Here is a 16,408-nt window from a genome sequence, read left to right as displayed (position 1 = left end):
GATCAAGCGCCGACAAAATTCTCTCCCAAATTTTCTATGAAGCCCATTATCGCCTGTAGCGCGATGTCCACATCGGCGGGATCGACATGCTCGGCCGGATTATGGCTGATGCCGTCCTTGCAACGGATGAAGAGCATGGCCGTGGGGCAGAGCGCCGCCATCACCATCGCATCATGGCCCGCGCCGGAGACGAGGCGGAAAGGTGGCTGACCGGTGTCCGCGATGGCCGCGTCCATCAGATCCATCAGCGCCGGATCGCAGGGGCTGGCGGGCAGATCGTGGATTTGGTTGAGCGACAGGCTGAGGTGGCGGGTCGAAGCGATGCCCTCCAGCGCGACGAGGATCGCCTGTGCGGCGCGGTTCCGTCGGGCTTCGTCACCTGAGCGGACATCGATGGTGAAGCGCACCTCACCGGGAATGACATTGGGAGCGCCGGGCAGCGCTTCCACCCGGCCCACGGTCGCGACCAGATCGGAGGCGTCGTCGCGAGCGATGCGCTCGATCGCCAGCATCATCTCCGCCGCGCCGGTCATGGCGTCGCGGCGCAGGCCCATGGTGGTAGTGCCGGCATGATTGGCCTGTCCGGTGACGATAGCCGCAAAACGCAGTTGCGCGGCGATGCCGGTCACGGTGCCGATGGCCAGCCCCTTCGCCTCCAGCACCGGCCCCTGTTCGATATGCGCTTCCAGATAGGCGAGCGTCGTGCCCGGCGCGCGAACGGCGGAGAGATAGGTGCTGGTGTCGACGCCGGCGTCCTGCAATGCCACGCCATCGCTATCGCTCAGGTCGAGGGCATCCGGGGACAGTGTTCCGGCCACCGCCCGGCTGGTCAGCATGGCGGCGGGGAAGCGCGATCCCTCCTCGTCGCCAAAGGCGATGACCTCGATCGGGAAGGGCAGGCGCTTGTCAGCCTGATGCAAGGCGTCGATGGCCTCCACCCCCAGCATGATGCCGAGCGGCCCGTCATAGCGCCCCGCATCGCGCACGCTGTCCAGGTGACTGCCGATCAGCAGGGCAGGTGCGGTGGCGTCGGTTCCTTCATAGCGGCCGATAAGGTTGGCGGCAGCATCACGCCGGACCGTCATGCCGGCCGCTTCCATCCATTCGGAGAGCCTGCCCTGCGCGGCGGCATAAGCGGGCGTCAGATAGGCGCGATACAGGCCGCCCTCCATGTCGCTATAGGGGGCGACGCCCAGCATGTCGCAGCGGGCGACGGCTCTTGCCCCGCCCGTCACCATGTCGCCACCCTGCCATCGCTGCGCGGATCGGTGGCCCCATCCAGCCGACCATCGGCGTGGCGGACGATCGCGCCGGCATGGCCCATGGTTGCGGTCAGCGGGCCGACCCGCTCCACATCATGGCCAGCGGCGGCGAGATCGGCATAGAGCGCTGCGTCGAACCCGTCCTCCAGTTTGAGCGTGGTCGACTGGTCGCCCCAGGTGCGGCCCAGCAGCCAGCGGGGTCGGCTGATCGCCTCCTGCACATCCACGCCATAGCGGGCATAGCGGGTGAAGAGGGCGGCCTGCGTCTGTGGCTGGCCTTCGCCGCCCATCGTGCCATAGGCCATGATCCGGCCATCCTCGAAACAGGCGAGCGCGGGATTGAGCGTGTGGAAGGGCTTGCGTCCGGGCTTCAGCGCATTCCAGCCGCTTTCCGCCAGGCGGAAGCTGGCGCCGCGATTTTGCCAGGTGATGCCGGTGCTCGGCAGGACGAGGCCGGAGCCGAATTCATGATAGGTGGACTGGATGCAGGACACGACCCGGCCTTCGCCATCGGCGGCCGCGAACCAGCAGGTGTCGCCATATTGGGGCGGCTGCGGCCATGGCAGAGCATGGGCGGGATCGATCTTCGCCGCCAGCGCATCGAGCGCGGCGGGATCGTCCAGCAGCCCCTGCCAGTCATAATCGTGGAAGGCCGGATCGCCGACATGGGTGTCGCGGATCAGGAAGGCCTGTTTGGTCGCCTCCACCAGCCCATGGACATGATCGAAGCTGTCGGCCGCCTGCGCCTTGAGCCGGTCGAACAGGGCGAGGATCAGCAGGGAGGCGAAACCCTGCGTAGGCGGCGCGCTGTTATAGAGGGTCGCGCCGCCGATGCCGACATGCAGCGGATCGGGGCGGGTGGCGACATGGGCTGCAAGATCGGTGGCGGACACCGGGCTGCCCAATGCGGCGAGATCAGCAGCGATGTCGGCCGCGAGCGGGCCGGTGTAGAAACTCTCCAGCCCCTCCATCGTCAGCCGTTCCAGCGTGTCGGCCAGTTGCGGCTGGCGCAGCAGGTCGCCCTCCCGCAAAGGCCGGCCTTCCGGTTCGAAAATCGTCGCATAAGCACCCGGCTGGACACGTAGTTCGCCGCCCTTGGCCGCCGCTATGTCCGCGCCGCCAGCCGTCACCGCCACGCCAGCGCGAGCATGATCGATCGCGTCACGCAGCAGGCGTGGCAAGGGCAGCGTCCCGCCCTCCAGCGCCGCCGCCCAGCCCGAAATGGTCCCTGCCACCGTATTGGCGGCCAGCGGTCCGCGCGTTGGCACTGCCTCCAACCCGGCATAGAGGGACAGGTCCGCCCCGGCCGCCGCGCCGCCGCAGCCATGGATACCACGCACGCGCCCGTCAGGTTGGCGGATCACCCAGAAACCGTCGCCCCCGATCCCGGTCATATGCGGATAGATCACCGCCAGACAGGCTGCCACCGCCACGCAGGCCTCCGCCGCATTGCCGCCGTCGCGCAGCACCGACAGGCCCGCCTCGCTCGCCAGGGCGTGCGGGGTGGTGACCATGCCGTTGCGGCCGGAGACGGTGGCCAGCGCCATCAGTTGGGCAGCGCTGCGACGAAGGCGCGCACGACATGGGCGCTGTTAACCGAGGCAAGTGCCATGAAGGCGACCATCTGATTCTCGCCCGCGTCGCCACCGGCAAGGTCCGACAGGCTGCGGAAGACGATCGTCGGCACCTGATTGGCATAGGCGACCTGCACCACGGCTGCGCTTTCCATGTCGAGCACGCGAGCTTTCCATGCCGATGACAGATAATCGCGAAACTCGGCATTGTCGGCGAAGACGCCGGCCGAAACGCCGGTGCCGCCGACGACGATCTTGGGATCATGCGGCAGGCAGGCGGAGGCTTCATTCTGGACGCAGCGTTCCAGCTTCACGTCGCCCGCCACCTTCTTCGCCAGATCGAGCAGTGCCGGGTCGACGCCGAAGCTGTAATGGCGCTTCACCGGTTCCGCTGCATTGCCCATGCGCACGCCGCGCGGGAACATCATGCCCCAATTGGCAGGTGCCTCCGCATCGACGGCTTCGGGCACTTTCCAACTGTCGCCCGTCTTGCGGGCAAAGGAGACTTCCAGATATTGCGCCCAGTCCTGCGGCACGATGACGTCGCCGATCGACAGGCCGGGATCGACGCCCCCGGCAATGCCGGAAAAGACGATCCGCCGGATGGTGAAGCGATCCAGTACCAATTGGGTATTCATCGCCGCGTTCACCATCGACACGCCGCTCTGCATCAGCAGCACCGGCTTGCCCGCCATCCTGCCGGTCAGGAAGGTGAGGCCGTTGATCCTGTAGCTTTTGGGCTTGTCCACCGACTTGACCAGCGCATCCCATTCAGGGGGAAAGGCGGTCATGACGACGGTGCGGGGCGTGCTGTCCAGCTTGCGCGCCAGTGCGGGTGTGGGAAGCGCGGCAAGGGCCAGCAGAGTGAAGGCAAGGACGCGCATCAGGCGGCTCCCATCCAGACGAAGCGGATAACGAAGAGGCCGGCGAGCAGGAAGAGGAACCAGTCCTTGCGCGTGGCCGTGCCGCGCAAAGCCTTGAGCGCTGCATGGGCGGTGATGCCGAAGGCCAGACCATTGGCGATCGAGAAGGTCAGCGGGATCATCGCCACCGTCAGGAAGGCGGGGATGGCCGACATCGGGTCTTCCCACTCCACTTCGGTCAGTGGCAGCAGCATCAGGCCGCCAACGATGATCAGCGCGGGCGCGGTCGCCGCCAGCGGCACCAGTTGCGCATAGGGAGCGACGAACATGGTAGCCAAGAACAGGATGCCGGTGACGACCGCGGTCAAGCCGGTTCGCCCGCCCGCCTGCACGCCTGCCGCGCTTTCGACATAAGAGGTGACGGTGCTGGTGCCTGCCATCGACCCGACGACCGTGGCGATGGCATCGGTGGTCAGGATACGATTGAGGCCGGGGATGCGGCCCGCCGCGTCCATCAGACCCGCGCGCTTGGTGACGGCGACCAAGGTGCCGATATTGTCGAACAGGTCGACGAACAGGAAGACGAACAGGATTTCGAGCAGGCCCAGACCATGGCTGCCGGTCAGGCCGAACACGCCGGGCAGGTCCAGCTTGAAAGCGGTGCCGGTCAGTGCGTCAAGGCTATAGGGTTCGGGCTTCACCGTGACCATGCCGGTCAGCCAGCCGACGATGGTGGTGGCGACGATGCCGATCAGCATCGCGCCGCGCACATTCCAGACGGACAGGGTGCCGATGACCAGCAGACCGAGCAGCGCCAGCGCCGCGCCGGGAGCCTTGAGATCGCCGAGCGCCACGAAGGTCGCCGGATTGGCGCCGACGATCCCTGCATTTTTCAGACCGATGAAACCGATGAACAGACCGATGCCGCCCGCAACTGCCGCGAACAGATAGGTGGGAATCACCGCGACGATCAGTTGCCGCACGCCAGTCGCAGTCAGGATCAGGAAGGCGACGCCGGAAAGGAAGACGCATCCCAGCGCGATCGGCCATGGCACGCCCATCTGGCCGACCACGGTGAAGGCGAAATAGGCGTTGAGTCCCATGCCCGGCGCCAGCGCCAGCGGCACATTGGCGGTCAGGCCCATCAGGATAGAGGCGAAGGCTGCGGCGAAGCAGGTGGCCGCCGCGACCGAGGCGACCGGCATCCCGGCCGCGCCCAATATCGCCGGATTGACCAGCACGATATAGGCCATGGTGAGGAAGGTGGTGATCCCCGCCAGCACCTCCGTCCGCGCCGATGTGCCGCGCTGGCTGAGGCCGAAATAGCGATCCAATGTCCCCGCGGGCGCTGATGGCGCTCCTGTCTCCGCGATTTGCGGCTGCGTCATGCAATATCCCCCGAATATGCACCGGTCGCCAGACTGACGCCGGTAATGCCCTTCTGCTCCAGTTGGGCGGCAAATTGAAACAGTGCCGGTTCCGTTCCCGGCTTGCCGATCAGTTGCAGGCCCAATGGCAGTCGACCCGGACGATAGAGCGGAACGCAGAGCGAAGGGAAGCCGGTGAAGCTGATCGGCTGGCTGTGAATGCCGAGGTCGGCGCGCGCCGCGCTCATCGCGCCGTCGATCAGGATGCGGGGATCATCCACCGGCGGCGCTGTGCAGGGTGTGGCGGGGGCGATCAGCACGTCATAGGGGGCGATCAGGTCCAGCACGGCAGCGCGGAAGGCAATGCGGAAAGCCCGCGCCTTGTCGTAAAGCGCGTCGGGCAGCAGCGCACCGGCGATCAGGCGATCGCGCACCTGCGGGTCGAACAGCATGGCGTCGCGCGCGAGCGCTTCGCGATGCAGTCGGCCGCCTTCGCTGGCGGTGATCAGGAAAGCGGCGGAGCGCGCGCGGGCGATATCGGGCAGGGTCACGACCGGGGCATCGGGGGCGATCGCATCCATCGCCGCGACCTGATCGGGATCGAGATTTTCGGCAAAGCGGCCGCCCAGGCGTGCGATGCGCAGGGGCCGATCCTTCTGCGTGACCGAACGGCCGGTCAATATTTCCCAGAGCAGGGCCATGTCGGCCAGCGATCCGGTGAAGGGGCCGATATCGTCGAAACTGTCGGCGAAGGGGAAGACGCCACCCATTGGCAGGTCGCCATGGGTCGGCTTCAGGCCATAAAGGCCGGTCAGGCTGGCGGGTACGCGGATCGATCCGTTAGTGTCCGAGCCTAACGAGAAAGGCAGCAGGCCAGCGGCCACGACTGCCGCTGATCCGCCCGATGAACCGCCAGCAAGGCGGCTCAAATCATGCGGGTTGCGGGTGGTGCCATGCAGAGCGTTGATGGTCGCAAAGCCATAGGCGAATTCATCCATATTGAGCGTGGCGACCAGTATCGCACCGGCGTCACGCAGCCTGCTGATGGCCTCCGCATCGGCTGTGGCTGGCGGCGCATCGGCATAGAGGCGTGACCCTGCTGTGGTCGGCAGGCCGGTGACGGCGAACAGATCCTTCACGCCATAGGGCACGCCGGCCAGCGGCCCCGGATCGCCACCCGCGGCGACGATGGCATCGACCCGCTGCGCTTCCTGCCGCGCGCGGTCGGCCAGCATACGAGTGACGGCGCAGAGTGGCGCCTCTCGCTCGGCCAGATCGATCAAGCATTGCTCGATATGTTGCACCGCCGACAGACGGCCGTTGCGTACAGCTTGCGCGATGGCGATGGCCCCGGTCATGCGGCGCCTTTCCCGCCGCTGGCCAGCATGATCCCGGCATGGCGATCGAGCAGCGCCATATTGGCGACGATGCCGGGCATGCAGGCGGGATCGATGGGCAGGCCGATGGTGGCGGCCGCGCTGCTGATCTCCGCTTCCGTGCGGGGCAGGGCGGTAAGCGGAGGGCTGTTTTCCTGCTGGCGGCGGAAACGCATGGCGAGGGCGGCGCACAGGAAAAGCTGCAACTGGTGGAAGATCATCAGGGGCAGGATCAGCGGCCCGACCTGCGCGGCAGGGAACAGCGCACCGGCCATCGGCACGCCCGATACCAGGCTCTTCTTCGATCCGCAGAAGAGCAGCACGATCGCATCTTCGCGCGGCAGGCGGAACAGGCGCGCCACGCCGATATTGGCGCTCATGACGATCGTGAGAATGAGCGAACTGAGCGCCAACAGGATCAGCAGGTCGCTAATGCCCACTTGGGTCCAGATGCCGCCGACCACCGCCGCGCTGAAGGCGGAATAGACGACCAGCAGGATCGATCCGCGATCGACCGGCGCCAATATCCCCTTGTTGCGATCGATGAAGCCGCCGATCAGCGGGCGCAGCAGATGCCCGGCGACAAAAGGAAGCAGCAATTGCAGCGCGATGCTCTGGATCGAATGGAGCGCCGCCGAACCGCCGTTGCCATCGACATGCAGCGCCAGCGCCACCAACAAGGGTGTCAACACGATGCCGATCAGGTTGGAGAGGGAAGCGCTGCAAACAGCGGCAGCAACATTGCCACCCGCTATGGCGGTGAAGGCGATCGAGGATTGCACAGTCGAAGGCAGCAAGGTCAGATAGAGCAGGCCAGATGCCAGCACGGGATCGACCCACCCCCGCATCAGCAGCGCCAGCGTGACGCCTACGATCGGAAACAGGATATAGGTGGAGGCAAAGACCAGCAGGTGCAGCCGCCAGTTGCCGGCCCCCTGCCGAATGGCGTCCCGCGACAATTTGGCGCCGTGCAGAAAAAACAGCAGGGCGATGGCGCAATCGGCCAGAATATCGACCAGGGTAGCGGCCGAACCCCGAACAGGTAGGAGAGACGCGCCCGCGACCGTGGCGATGAGCCATAGCAAAAAGGGATCGATCCGTAGCGGAGCGAGGGAAGGGCGCTGCATGGCGGCCTTATGCGCGCCTTCCCCCTACCGATCCAATAGAATGACTTCAACGGAACGTTGCAAAAAATAGAGCGCTGAAGAAATTTCATGCCATCGAACTGTTGCTACTGCTCAATGCTGGCGGGGCGTCGTCTGTCGGGATGCGCCGACCGATGGGCGTCATCCGGCCATAGGTGATCGATCGCAGCAGCCATTCGGCCGGTCCCATGTCGAAGCGGCGAAGCCATAGCATGGAGAAGGTGCATTGGGCGATCCAGATCAGCACCGCGATGCCCATCAATTGGGCGAAGCCGAAGCGATCATAGAAGCCTAGGCCATAGAAGAGCAGCGAGGTGATGATGGACTGGCCGATATAGGTAGTGAGGGCAGTACGGCCCACGACCGCCAATATATCGGCCAGACGCCCCAGCGCGCCGATCTTCAGCAGGAAGGACACCAGCCCCAACAGGCCGATCGTCATGCACAGGCGACCGGGTTGATAGAGCCAGAGCTGGAGTGTCGCCGAGTGCGCCGTCGGCACGAAACCGGCCTGCCATGCAGTCATCAGCACGATGCTGCGCAGGATGAGGCCGGGCACCAGTCCGCCGATGGCCATCAGGGCGTAGAAGCGTCGCGAGCGCCGACCCGTCAGCACGCCGGTCCGGAACAGGATCATGCCGATCAGCATGAAGCCCAGCGTTTCGAACTGGAAGGCAAGGGTGAAGGGACCGGTGAAGCTGATTTCCGACCATTTTTCCATGCTCCACACCAGCAGGGCGGGATAGGATGTGCGGGTCGCTCGCTCCCTGGCGCGCGTTTCCGGTGACGTCAGGGCCTTCATCTTCTCGTCGCGGGTCTTGAGGGCTTCCGCCTGCTCCTTGCTGGGCTTCTTCCCTGCCTGTGTTGCGGCGGTGGCTGCATCGGCGAGACGCAGCATCTCCATCCTTTCCTGTCGCGCCTGATCTATGCCGATCGGCATCAGGATCAGGGATGTCGCAGCCGCCATGCCCAGAAGGCGCAAATCAGCCTTGCGGAACAGAAAGAGGATGAGGCCTCCCACGCCATAGGTGAACAATATCTCGCCCGGCCACAGGAACAGCGCGAAATTGGCGACGCCCAGCAGCATAAGTGCGAAGCAACGGGCGAAATAGGCGCGTTGCGCCGCCTCTTCCCGTGCGGGATCGGGCCGGGTCAGCATGACGATCATCCCCGCCCCGAACAGCAGGGTGAACAGGCCGCGCATGGCGCCGGCGACGCTGACTTCCTGGATGGCAAGCGCGACCCAGTCTGCGTTCAGGCGCACGGGGAAGGGGGGGAGCGGCCGGTCCCATGACAGGCCCATGGCGGGAATGTTCATGAGCAATATGCCCAGAGCCGCAAAGCCGCGCAGGACGTCGAGAGACTGGAAGCGGGCGGTCGGGCTGACGGGATTGATGGAAGTATCAGTCATCATTGTCTGTCCATAAAAAGGGGGGTGGGCAGGGAGTGACCTCAATCAGGATCTCCAGCGGCGTGAGCCGGCCTCGAACGGAATGGCGCGGGCAAGGGCGGCTTCGCTGTCCCGCATTAGTTGGCGGGCATGGCCGGCGAGAAGCGGAACGGCAGCGAGCGCCGTCCAGATCGCCGCGATGACCAGCAAGATCGCCAGTGCGATTCCGCCATACCAGAAACGCCATGAAAGCCGGGGCTGGTCTGCCAGCTTCGCGAGATCGCCGATATCGTGGGTTGGGCCCGATGACAGATGGACAATACTGGTCTGCCGTTCCTGTCGTAGGAGGTTAGAGAGCCTGTCGTTGATTGCTTCGAGATGCGCGGCATGGTCGCAGGTCGTGAGAACAGGCCCGGCCTCCCGCCATAGTCGCTCATCCCGTCGCGGCTTTTTCCCGTCCATATCCCTGCCAGCCCCACCGTTGATTTGTGGTGCGGATTGTGCCGTCGGAGCGGCCGATCTGGCCAGATTGCGGGCGCCGATCTTTCGCCGATGGATTGCCGATCTTTAGGCGTGAAGGCATGTCGCTGCGACACCGGCATGTCTGACGCACGGGGTGGACCCTGTGAGCGGCTTGATCCGGCCATGCCGACAGGCCAAACAGGTCTGGGGGATATGGTGATGAATCCGAACGCAAATAGCGATGCCGTTGTGCTGGCCCGGACTGCCCCGTTCCGCCTCGGCATGGTGCAGGTCGATCCGGCCAATTGTCTGATCCGAGATTCTGCGGGTCAGGAGCAGGTCATCGAACCGCGCATGATGCAGGTTCTGGTCGCCCTGGCACGTGCTAAAGGGGTGATTGTCACCCGTGACGAGTTGATCGCATCCTGCTGGGCTGGGCGCATCGTCAGCAACGATGCTGTCAGCCGCGTTATCTCGCATCTGCGCCTTCTGGCCGGAGGCATTGCCGCTGGCAGCTTCCAGATGGAGACGCTGCCGCGCATCGGCTATCGACTGACGGTGCAGGAAGGCGAGGGTGCGGAAGCTCCTTCGACCGATATTGTTCCTGATGCTGTGCCTGCATCCCTGCCAATGGCCGAGGTCAGCCGTCGCGGCGTCATTGCGATAGCGACCGGCGGGGTTGTCCTGCTGGCGGTCGGCGCGAGGATCGGCTGGCCTAGCGCGGGCTCTACAGATCGATTGCTGATCATCAACCCGCTGGCGATCGAGGGGCGCGATCATGCGCTGGAGGTGATCGGCCGGACGACCAGCGATGCCTTGCGCAGCGATCTCGCGCACGTTCCTGGACTGAGGCTGTCAGGGCCAGCAGGAAAAGACGAGAAGGATCGAACGGGTGGTGCCGATTATCGCGTTGATGGAAGTGTGGCGCGGATAGGGCAGGATGGATTGCGCTTATCCCTGACATTGACGGATGCAGGCAGCGATCAACAACTCTGGTCCGGTTCGATCGATGCGGCGATGGCCGGGATATCGGATTTGCAACGCGACCTGTCTGCTGCCCTGATCGAACAGCTTGTGCTGCGACTGCCTGTAGCGTCCACGCCACCGACATCGGTCGCTATGCGCGGTGATCCCGAAGCCTATCGGTTAAGCGAGGCAGCGCGGCTGTTATGCGATGATGTGCGGGATCTGTTTCTGGCAGGGCAGCAGGATGCGGCGCAGGATTCAGCGGATCGGGCCGTGGCCCTTGCCGAACAGTCGCTGGCGCTGGCCCCGGAAAACCCCGGCGGACTGATCGTCATGGCGGACCTGACGCGCAATGGCTGGTCCCATGCGATCACCGCGCGGAAACTGACCACGCAGCAGCGGGTCGATCAGGCATTGCCACTCCTCCGGCGGGCCTTGCGGACCGATCCGGCCAATGCCGGGGCGATGGTGCGAATTGCCGATCTGTATCGCCGGTTCAGCTGGCGATGGGACGATGCGGCGACCCTGTTCCGTCATGCGATCGTCAACGACCCCGCCAATGCGGATGCGCATTGGGCCTATTCGCATTTGCTGGCGACTTTGGGCGATGTGGTGGCCGGACTGGACCATGGGTTGACGCTCAAGCAACTGACCGACACGCATTTGTGGCATCGGATTACCTTGCCCCGGCTGTTGTTCATGGCGGGGTATGAGGGCGCTGCCATGAAACTTTATTATCAGGAACTGGGAAACCGACCCAACAGCTACTTCCTGCTTTATGAAATTTACTATCTGCTGGTTGCACAGGGTAATCGCACAGGGTTGCAGGCCTATGTCGATCGCTTGGAGAAGGGCGGCCAGACCGATGCTGCCACCGCATGGACGATCGGACGGTGCCGTGCCGCTCTGGCCGCGATGGCTGGCCGACCGGAGGCGTTGCTTGTCATTCTGGATGCTGAACTGGCGCGCTATGATGCCGGGGGCCTAGCACTGGCGACGATAGGGGGACGCGCGCGGGATGATCTGACTTTCATCCTGGCGATCGAATATGCCTGTGCGGGACAATATGACAGGGCCATTGACCTGCTGGGCCGTGCGTTGCAGGCCATGTCGGTCTATTGGTTGCCATCGCTGCCTTATGGAAGTGCGCCTTTCCCGCCCGCGATGCAGCGTGATCCTCGTTTTCAGGCATTGTGGAAAAGAGATGTTCGCCTTGCCGATGCGGTGGCGCGCCGAGGCCGTGCTGCGCAGGCTAAACAGATGAGTACGGCCTTGCCCGATAGCAGCATGAGCAAAGCCCTGTTGCCCGCGCCGCTGTTAGCACGATTGCATGCGGCTTTTCCGGGTCTGCCTATTTCTTGACGCTTTGCGCCATTCAATCTTCATGCCCCTCCTGCGAGGTCCAGACGGCATGGGCATCGATCTGGATTTTCAATATGGCGCGGAGCAGGTTGCCGCGCGCTTCGATTTCCTGCCGACGGGCGTCATTGGCCTGCCGGCGGGCCAGCAGCATATCGGTCAGATCGACCTGCCCCAGTTCATAGCCACGTTTTGTCCTTCCGGCGGCGGCGGCGGCGCTGGACGCGGCATTTTCCATGCTGCGCCATATGCTGTCATGGGCCCTGACATTGCTAAGGTCGGCGGAAGCGGTCGCCTCTATTTCGCGACGGACGCGGGCGAGTTCCAGATCGGCGGCGCCCGCTTCCGCACTGGCCTGATCATGGGCGGCGCGGCGATAGCCGCCGCCCAGCGGGATGGAGCCGACCAGACCGACGCCCTTTTCCAGACCGCCGCGCTCGCTGAACACGCGCAGGCCGAGCGAGGGATCGGCGATACGATCGGCCGAGGCACGACGGGCCAGCGTGGCCAGCCTTTGCGCTTCCCGCTCGGATGCGCGGATTTCATGACTGCGCTCGATCACCAGATCGCGTAACATTTCGAGGCTGTCGGCGGGCATCGCCGGTGCGGCTGGCGCCGGTGCCTCTGCGGGCAGGGGCAGGCCGGGGAAATTGGCGGCGAGTTTCACCCGCGCCTCGTCCCGCGCTGCCTGCGACGTCGCGGCCTGCGCTTCGGCCATGGCCAGCGCCGATTGCACCTGGTCCACCTCCAGCAAGGAAGCGTCGCGCAATTGCGCCCGCCTGCGGATTGCGGCGAGATCATCCTTCAGGCTCTGCACGGAATCGAGGTCGGTGCGATGCTGGGCGCTGGCGACCAGCCAGTCATGCCAGTTGTCGGAAAAGGCCAGCGCCGTCTGGTGCCGGATATCCTCCATCAGATTATGCGCGACCTCGACACCTAACTCGCCAGCCTTGCGATCCAGCGCCGCCTTGCCCGGCAGGCGGATCGGGCGGGTGAGGTTGACATCATATTCGGCATAATCGCCTTCCGCTTCGACGGAACGACGCGACAGCGTGCCTTGGAAGGTGAATTCGTGGCTGCCCTGACGGAGCATGTCCGATCCCGCCCGCGCGGATCGGACCCGGGCCTGCGCGGCGGCGACGGCGGGATGGGTGTCCAGCGCCTCTATAACAAGCGGTTCGGGTGGCAGATCCGCGCGCTGTGCGAGAAGGGGCGTGGCCATGGTGGCGGCGCCGATCAGGAAAAGATGCCGGATCACAGGATGCGACCCCGGGCGCCAATGGTGCTGCTGTGCCAGCGGACGGGATGGCCCCGGCGAGCGTTGGCGACGGCAGTCACAAGCGCCTCCCGTTCCTGCGTTTCCACGATCAGGTCAATCGCAGCCCGGCGCAGGGCGCCTCGCACCTGTTCAGCGGGGCGGGCGTCCTGAAAATCGCGTCCCAGTACCTGCTCTTCGCGCAGGTGGAGCGGCGCGTGAGTGACGCTGCGCAGGGCATCGGCGATGCCATCCTGATCGATCAGGGCGCAGTAGAAGGTCAGCAATATATCAGTCATGGTCGGATTCCAGGGCGGCGGCATCCCGGGCGCTTTCGCCAAAGCGCTCGAACAGGATGGGCAGCAGGATGAGGGTCAGCAGGGTTGAACTCAGCAATCCGCCGATCACGACGATGGCAAGCGGCTTCTGGATTTCCGATCCCGGCCCGGTCGCGAACAGCAGCGGGACGAGGCCGAAAGCGGTGATGCTGGCGGTCATCAGCACGGGCCGCAGCCGCCGTTCGGCGCCGAGGCGAACGGCCTGCGCCATGCTCTGGCCTTCGTCCCGCAACTGGCGGAAATAGGCGACGAGGACGAGGCCATTCAGAACCGCGATGCCGAGCAGCGCGATGAAACCGACCGAGGCCGGAACGGACAGATATTCGCCCGATATCCAGAGCGACACGATCCCGCCCACCATCGCAAAGGGAATATTGGCGAGAATCAGCAGCGACGCGCGCAGCGACCGCAGGGTCAGCAACAGGACCAGCAGAATGAGCAGCAGCGCCGCCGGGATGACCAGCATCAGCCGGGCCGAAGCACGCTGCTGATTTTCGAACTGACCGCCCCAGACCATGCGATAGCCCGCGGGCATCCTGATCTCGCGATCGACGCTGGCCTTCGCTTCATCGACATAGCCGACAAGGTCGCGGCCAGAGACGAAGGCCTGCACCAGCGCATAGCGCGATCCATTTTCATGATCGAGCTTGACCGGTCCCTGCGTGCGTTCGACGCGGGCCATGTCGCTGACGCGGGCGACCGTGCCGTCGGGGGTGCGCAGCGGCAGGTCCGCAAAGCGCGTGGCGTCGCTGCGGATCGTATCGTCACCCTTGATCAGGATCGGCACGCGCTTCTGTCCATCGGCCACGACACCGGCATGGACACCTTCAATCTGCGCGCGCAGCGTGTCCTGCATCTGGTCGATCGGCATGCCGAAACGGCCGGCCGCGCTGCGATCGATGTCGAGTTGCAGATAGTCGACATGATCGTTGGCGACGGTCATGACTTCGGATGCGCCGCGTGTCTTCGACAGGATTTTCTGCACCTGCCCGGCTAGGTCGGACAGAGTATTGAGGTCTGGACCGAAAATCTTGACGGCAAGGTCGCCGCGCGACCCGGTGAGCATTTCCGACACGCGCATTTCGATCGGCTGGGTGAAGGTCGGCTCGATACCGGGCAGCCGGTCGATCGACTTGCGGATTTCGTCGACCACGAACTGCTTGTCGCCGCGCCATTGCTTTTGCGGCTTCAGCACCACGAAGCTGTCGGTTTCATTCGGGCTCATGGGATCAAGGCCGATTTCGTCCGTGCCGACACGAGCGATGATCTGCTGGATTTCCGGCACATCCTTCATCAGCGATTGCTGGACGGCCACGTCACCCAGCACCGACTGGTCCAGATTGATGGTCGGCAACTTGGCGGTCTGCACGATCACCGATCCTTCATCCATCGATGGCATGAAGGTCTTGCCGACTGCGCCGTAGGCCAGCCCCGCCAGAACCAGACCCAGCGCCGCGCAGCCATAGACGAGCCGCTTGCGCGCAAAGGCGCCGTCCAGCAGTCGACGATAGCGTGGCGTCAGTTTCCGCATGATCCAGGGTTCGCCATGATGGCCGGACTTAAGGCCCAGCGACGACAGGACCGGCACCAGCGTCAGCGCGATCAGCAGCGATCCCGCCAGCGCGAAGATGATCGTGAGCGCGACGGGCGCGAACAGCTTGCCTTCCAGCCCTTCGAGCGAGAGCAGCGGCAGGAAGACGAGTGCGATGATGAGGATGCCGGCCGACACCGGTACGACGACTTCGCTGGTGGCGCGGAATACGATGTTCAGTCGGGGCGGACCGCCTTCTTCCTTTGCATGGTTCAGCCGCTCGACGACATTTTCGACCACCACGACCGCGCCATCGACCAGCATGCCGATGGCGATGGCAAGGCCACCCAGACTCATCAGGTTCGCCGACAGGCCCATGCCGCGCATCATCAGGAAGGTGACGAGCGCCGACATGGGCAATGTCGCCGCCACGATCGCCGCCGCACGCCAGTCGCCCAGAAAGACGATCAGCAGGATGATGACCAGCACAGTCGCTTCGATCAATGCTTTCTCGACGGTGCCGACAGCCCGGCCGATCAGGTCGGAACGGTCGTAAAAGACGGCGATGCTTGTGCCCTTGGGCAGGGTCTTGTCCAGTTCGGCGACGCGCGCCTTGATGCCATCCACTACCACGCCAGCATCCGCGCCGCGCAGCGCGATGACCAGTCCCTGCACGGCTTCGCCCTTGCCGTTCGCCGTGACCGCGCCGTAACGGGTCAGGCTGCCGGTGCCGACGGTCGCGACATCGCCCATGCGCACGATCCGGCCGTTTCGGGTCGCGATGACCAGCGATTGCAGGTCCGCTTCCGACTGGATCGCGCCCACCGCGCGCACGATCAGCGATTCCTCGCCCTGCGACAGGCGCCCCGCACCGTCATTACGGTTGCCGCGCTCGATCGCTTCGGACAGGTCGGTGACGGTGAGGCCGGCGCTTGCCAGCGCGATCGGATCGGGCCGCACTTCGAAGGTGCGGACATAGCCGCCCAGCGCATTGACGTCGGCCACACCCGGCACCGTGCGCAGGGCCGGCCGGATCGTCCAGTCGAGCAGGGTCCGCTTTTCCTCCAGGCTCAACGGCCCTTCGATCGTGAACATGAAGACATCGGACAGGGGCGTGGAAATCGGCGCCATGCCGCCGTTAATGCCTTCGGGCAGGTCGGCCATCACGCCGGACAGGCGTTCGGCGACCTGTTGCCGCGCCCAGTAAATATCTGTGCCATCGACAAAATCGATGGTGATGTCGGCAATCGCATATTTGGCCGAGGAACGCAGGATCGCTTGCCCCGGAATGCCGAGCATTTCCATCTCGATCGGCGTGATGACCCGGCTTTCCACTTCCTCCGGCGTCATGCCCGGCGCCTTCAGGATCACCTTGACCTGCGTCTGGGCGATATTGGGATAGGCATCGACCGGCAGGTTGACGAAGGCCCAGGCGCCCAGCCCTGCGGTCAGCAGCGACAGTGCGACGATAACCAGACGATAGGACAGCGCCCAGGCGGCAAGCGATTTCAGCATGGCGC

12 protein-coding genes are annotated in these 16,408 nt (G+C 64.8%); 1 reads left to right on the top strand and 11 read right to left on the bottom strand.

Features of this window, described 5'->3' with window-relative positions:
- Positions 1-2 precede the first annotated feature (2 nt).
- The 8 genes from BMY84_RS10335 to BMY84_RS10300 all read right to left on the bottom strand — a co-directional run bounded on the left by BMY84_RS10335 (position 3) and on the right by BMY84_RS10300 (position 9,439).
- Positions 3-1,238, bottom strand: a complete 1,236-nt coding sequence (locus BMY84_RS10335) for an allantoate amidohydrolase (RefSeq protein ID WP_093083633.1) — start codon at positions 1,236-1,238, stop codon at positions 3-5.
- Entirely contained in the window at positions 1,232-2,809 is a 1,578-nt protein-coding gene (locus BMY84_RS10330) for a gamma-glutamyltransferase family protein (protein ID WP_093083631.1), read from the bottom strand. Before BMY84_RS10330 ends, BMY84_RS10335 begins: the two co-directional genes overlap by 7 nt.
- The gene (locus tag BMY84_RS10325) at positions 2,809-3,720 is read right to left on the bottom strand and encodes a 5'-methylthioadenosine/S-adenosylhomocysteine nucleosidase (protein WP_093083630.1); all 912 of its coding nucleotides are present in this window, start codon (positions 3,718-3,720) and stop codon (positions 2,809-2,811) included. The genes BMY84_RS10330 and BMY84_RS10325 overlap by 1 nt, the downstream gene beginning before the upstream one ends.
- Positions 3,720-5,087: an NCS2 family permease gene (locus BMY84_RS10320; protein WP_093083628.1), complete on the bottom strand. Its 1,368-nt coding sequence runs from the start codon at positions 5,085-5,087 to the stop codon at positions 3,720-3,722. The genes BMY84_RS10325 and BMY84_RS10320 overlap by 1 nt, the downstream gene beginning before the upstream one ends.
- Positions 5,084-6,424 carry an AtzE family amidohydrolase gene (locus BMY84_RS10315; protein ID WP_093083627.1) on the bottom strand — a complete coding sequence of 447 codons (1,341 nt, stop codon included), beginning with the start codon at positions 6,422-6,424 and terminating at the stop codon, positions 5,084-5,086. The genes BMY84_RS10320 and BMY84_RS10315 overlap by 4 nt, the downstream gene beginning before the upstream one ends.
- Positions 6,421-7,569, bottom strand: coding sequence for a bile acid:sodium symporter family protein (locus BMY84_RS10310; protein WP_093083626.1), 1,149 nt, complete (start codon positions 7,567-7,569; stop codon positions 6,421-6,423). The genes BMY84_RS10315 and BMY84_RS10310 overlap by 4 nt, the downstream gene beginning before the upstream one ends.
- 85 nt (positions 7,570-7,654) lie before the next feature.
- The gene (locus BMY84_RS10305; protein WP_093083625.1) at positions 7,655-9,001 is read right to left on the bottom strand and encodes a DUF418 domain-containing protein; all 1,347 of its coding nucleotides are present in this window, start codon (positions 8,999-9,001) and stop codon (positions 7,655-7,657) included.
- A gap of 42 nt (positions 9,002-9,043) precedes the next feature.
- Positions 9,044-9,439: a hypothetical protein gene (locus BMY84_RS10300; protein WP_093083624.1), complete on the bottom strand. Its 396-nt coding sequence runs from the start codon at positions 9,437-9,439 to the stop codon at positions 9,044-9,046.
- 219 nt (positions 9,440-9,658) lie between these two features.
- Between BMY84_RS10300 and BMY84_RS10295 the strand changes: the two genes are divergently transcribed.
- Positions 9,659-11,767, top strand: coding sequence for a winged helix-turn-helix domain-containing protein (locus BMY84_RS10295; protein WP_177203977.1), 2,109 nt, complete (start codon positions 9,659-9,661; stop codon positions 11,765-11,767).
- 13 nt (positions 11,768-11,780) lie between these two features.
- On the opposite strand, the gene BMY84_RS10290 is transcribed toward BMY84_RS10295, so the two are convergent.
- Genes BMY84_RS10290 through BMY84_RS10280 form a run of 3 tightly spaced genes read right to left on the bottom strand, consistent with a single transcriptional unit; the run spans position 11,781 to position 16,403 of the window.
- Positions 11,781-12,986 carry a TolC family protein gene (locus tag BMY84_RS10290; protein WP_093083732.1) on the bottom strand — a complete coding sequence of 402 codons (1,206 nt, stop codon included), beginning with the start codon at positions 12,984-12,986 and terminating at the stop codon, positions 11,781-11,783.
- Between the two features lie 32 nt (positions 12,987-13,018).
- The gene (locus tag BMY84_RS10285; protein WP_093083730.1) at positions 13,019-13,318 is read right to left on the bottom strand and encodes a DUF3240 family protein; all 300 of its coding nucleotides are present in this window, start codon (positions 13,316-13,318) and stop codon (positions 13,019-13,021) included.
- Positions 13,311-16,403: an efflux RND transporter permease subunit gene (locus tag BMY84_RS10280; RefSeq protein ID WP_093083621.1), complete on the bottom strand. Its 3,093-nt coding sequence runs from the start codon at positions 16,401-16,403 to the stop codon at positions 13,311-13,313. The genes BMY84_RS10285 and BMY84_RS10280 overlap by 8 nt, the downstream gene beginning before the upstream one ends.
- Positions 16,404-16,408 lie beyond the last annotated feature (5 nt).

The sequence above is a fragment of the Sphingobium sp. AP50 genome, from assembly GCF_900109095.1.
In the GTDB taxonomy this organism is placed as follows: domain Bacteria; phylum Pseudomonadota; class Alphaproteobacteria; order Sphingomonadales; family Sphingomonadaceae; genus Sphingobium.
This window is presented reverse-complemented; position numbering and strand designations above follow the sequence as displayed.

Bases quoted from the DNA above. Each gene is read 5' to 3' on its own strand.
- BMY84_RS10330 (WP_093083631.1), bottom strand. From the start codon at position 2,809: ATGGCGCTGGCCACCGTCTCCGGCCGCAACGGCATGGTCACCACCCCG.
- BMY84_RS10315 (WP_093083627.1), bottom strand. From the start codon at position 6,424: ATGACCGGGGCCATCGCCATCGCGCAAGCTGTACGCAACGGCCGTCTG.
- BMY84_RS10295 (WP_177203977.1), top strand. From the start codon at position 9,659: ATGAATCCGAACGCAAATAGCGATGCCGTTGTGCTGGCCCGGACTGCC.
- BMY84_RS10290 (WP_093083732.1), bottom strand. From the start codon at position 12,986: ATGGCCACGCCCCTTCTCGCACAGCGCGCGGATCTGCCACCCGAACCG.
- BMY84_RS10320 (WP_093083628.1), bottom strand. From the start codon at position 5,087: ATGACGCAGCCGCAAATCGCGGAGACAGGAGCGCCATCAGCGCCCGCG.
- BMY84_RS10285 (WP_093083730.1), bottom strand. From the start codon at position 13,318: ATGACTGATATATTGCTGACCTTCTACTGCGCCCTGATCGATCAGGAT.
- BMY84_RS10300 (WP_093083624.1), bottom strand. From the start codon at position 9,439: ATGGACGGGAAAAAGCCGCGACGGGATGAGCGACTATGGCGGGAGGCC.
- BMY84_RS10305 (WP_093083625.1), bottom strand. From the start codon at position 9,001: ATGATGACTGATACTTCCATCAATCCCGTCAGCCCGACCGCCCGCTTC.
- BMY84_RS10310 (WP_093083626.1), bottom strand. From the start codon at position 7,569: ATGCAGCGCCCTTCCCTCGCTCCGCTACGGATCGATCCCTTTTTGCTA.
- BMY84_RS10335 (WP_093083633.1), bottom strand. From the start codon at position 1,238: ATGGTGACGGGCGGGGCAAGAGCCGTCGCCCGCTGCGACATGCTGGGC.
- BMY84_RS10325 (WP_093083630.1), bottom strand. From the start codon at position 3,720: ATGCGCGTCCTTGCCTTCACTCTGCTGGCCCTTGCCGCGCTTCCCACA.
- BMY84_RS10280 (WP_093083621.1), bottom strand. From the start codon at position 16,403: ATGCTGAAATCGCTTGCCGCCTGGGCGCTGTCCTATCGTCTGGTTATC.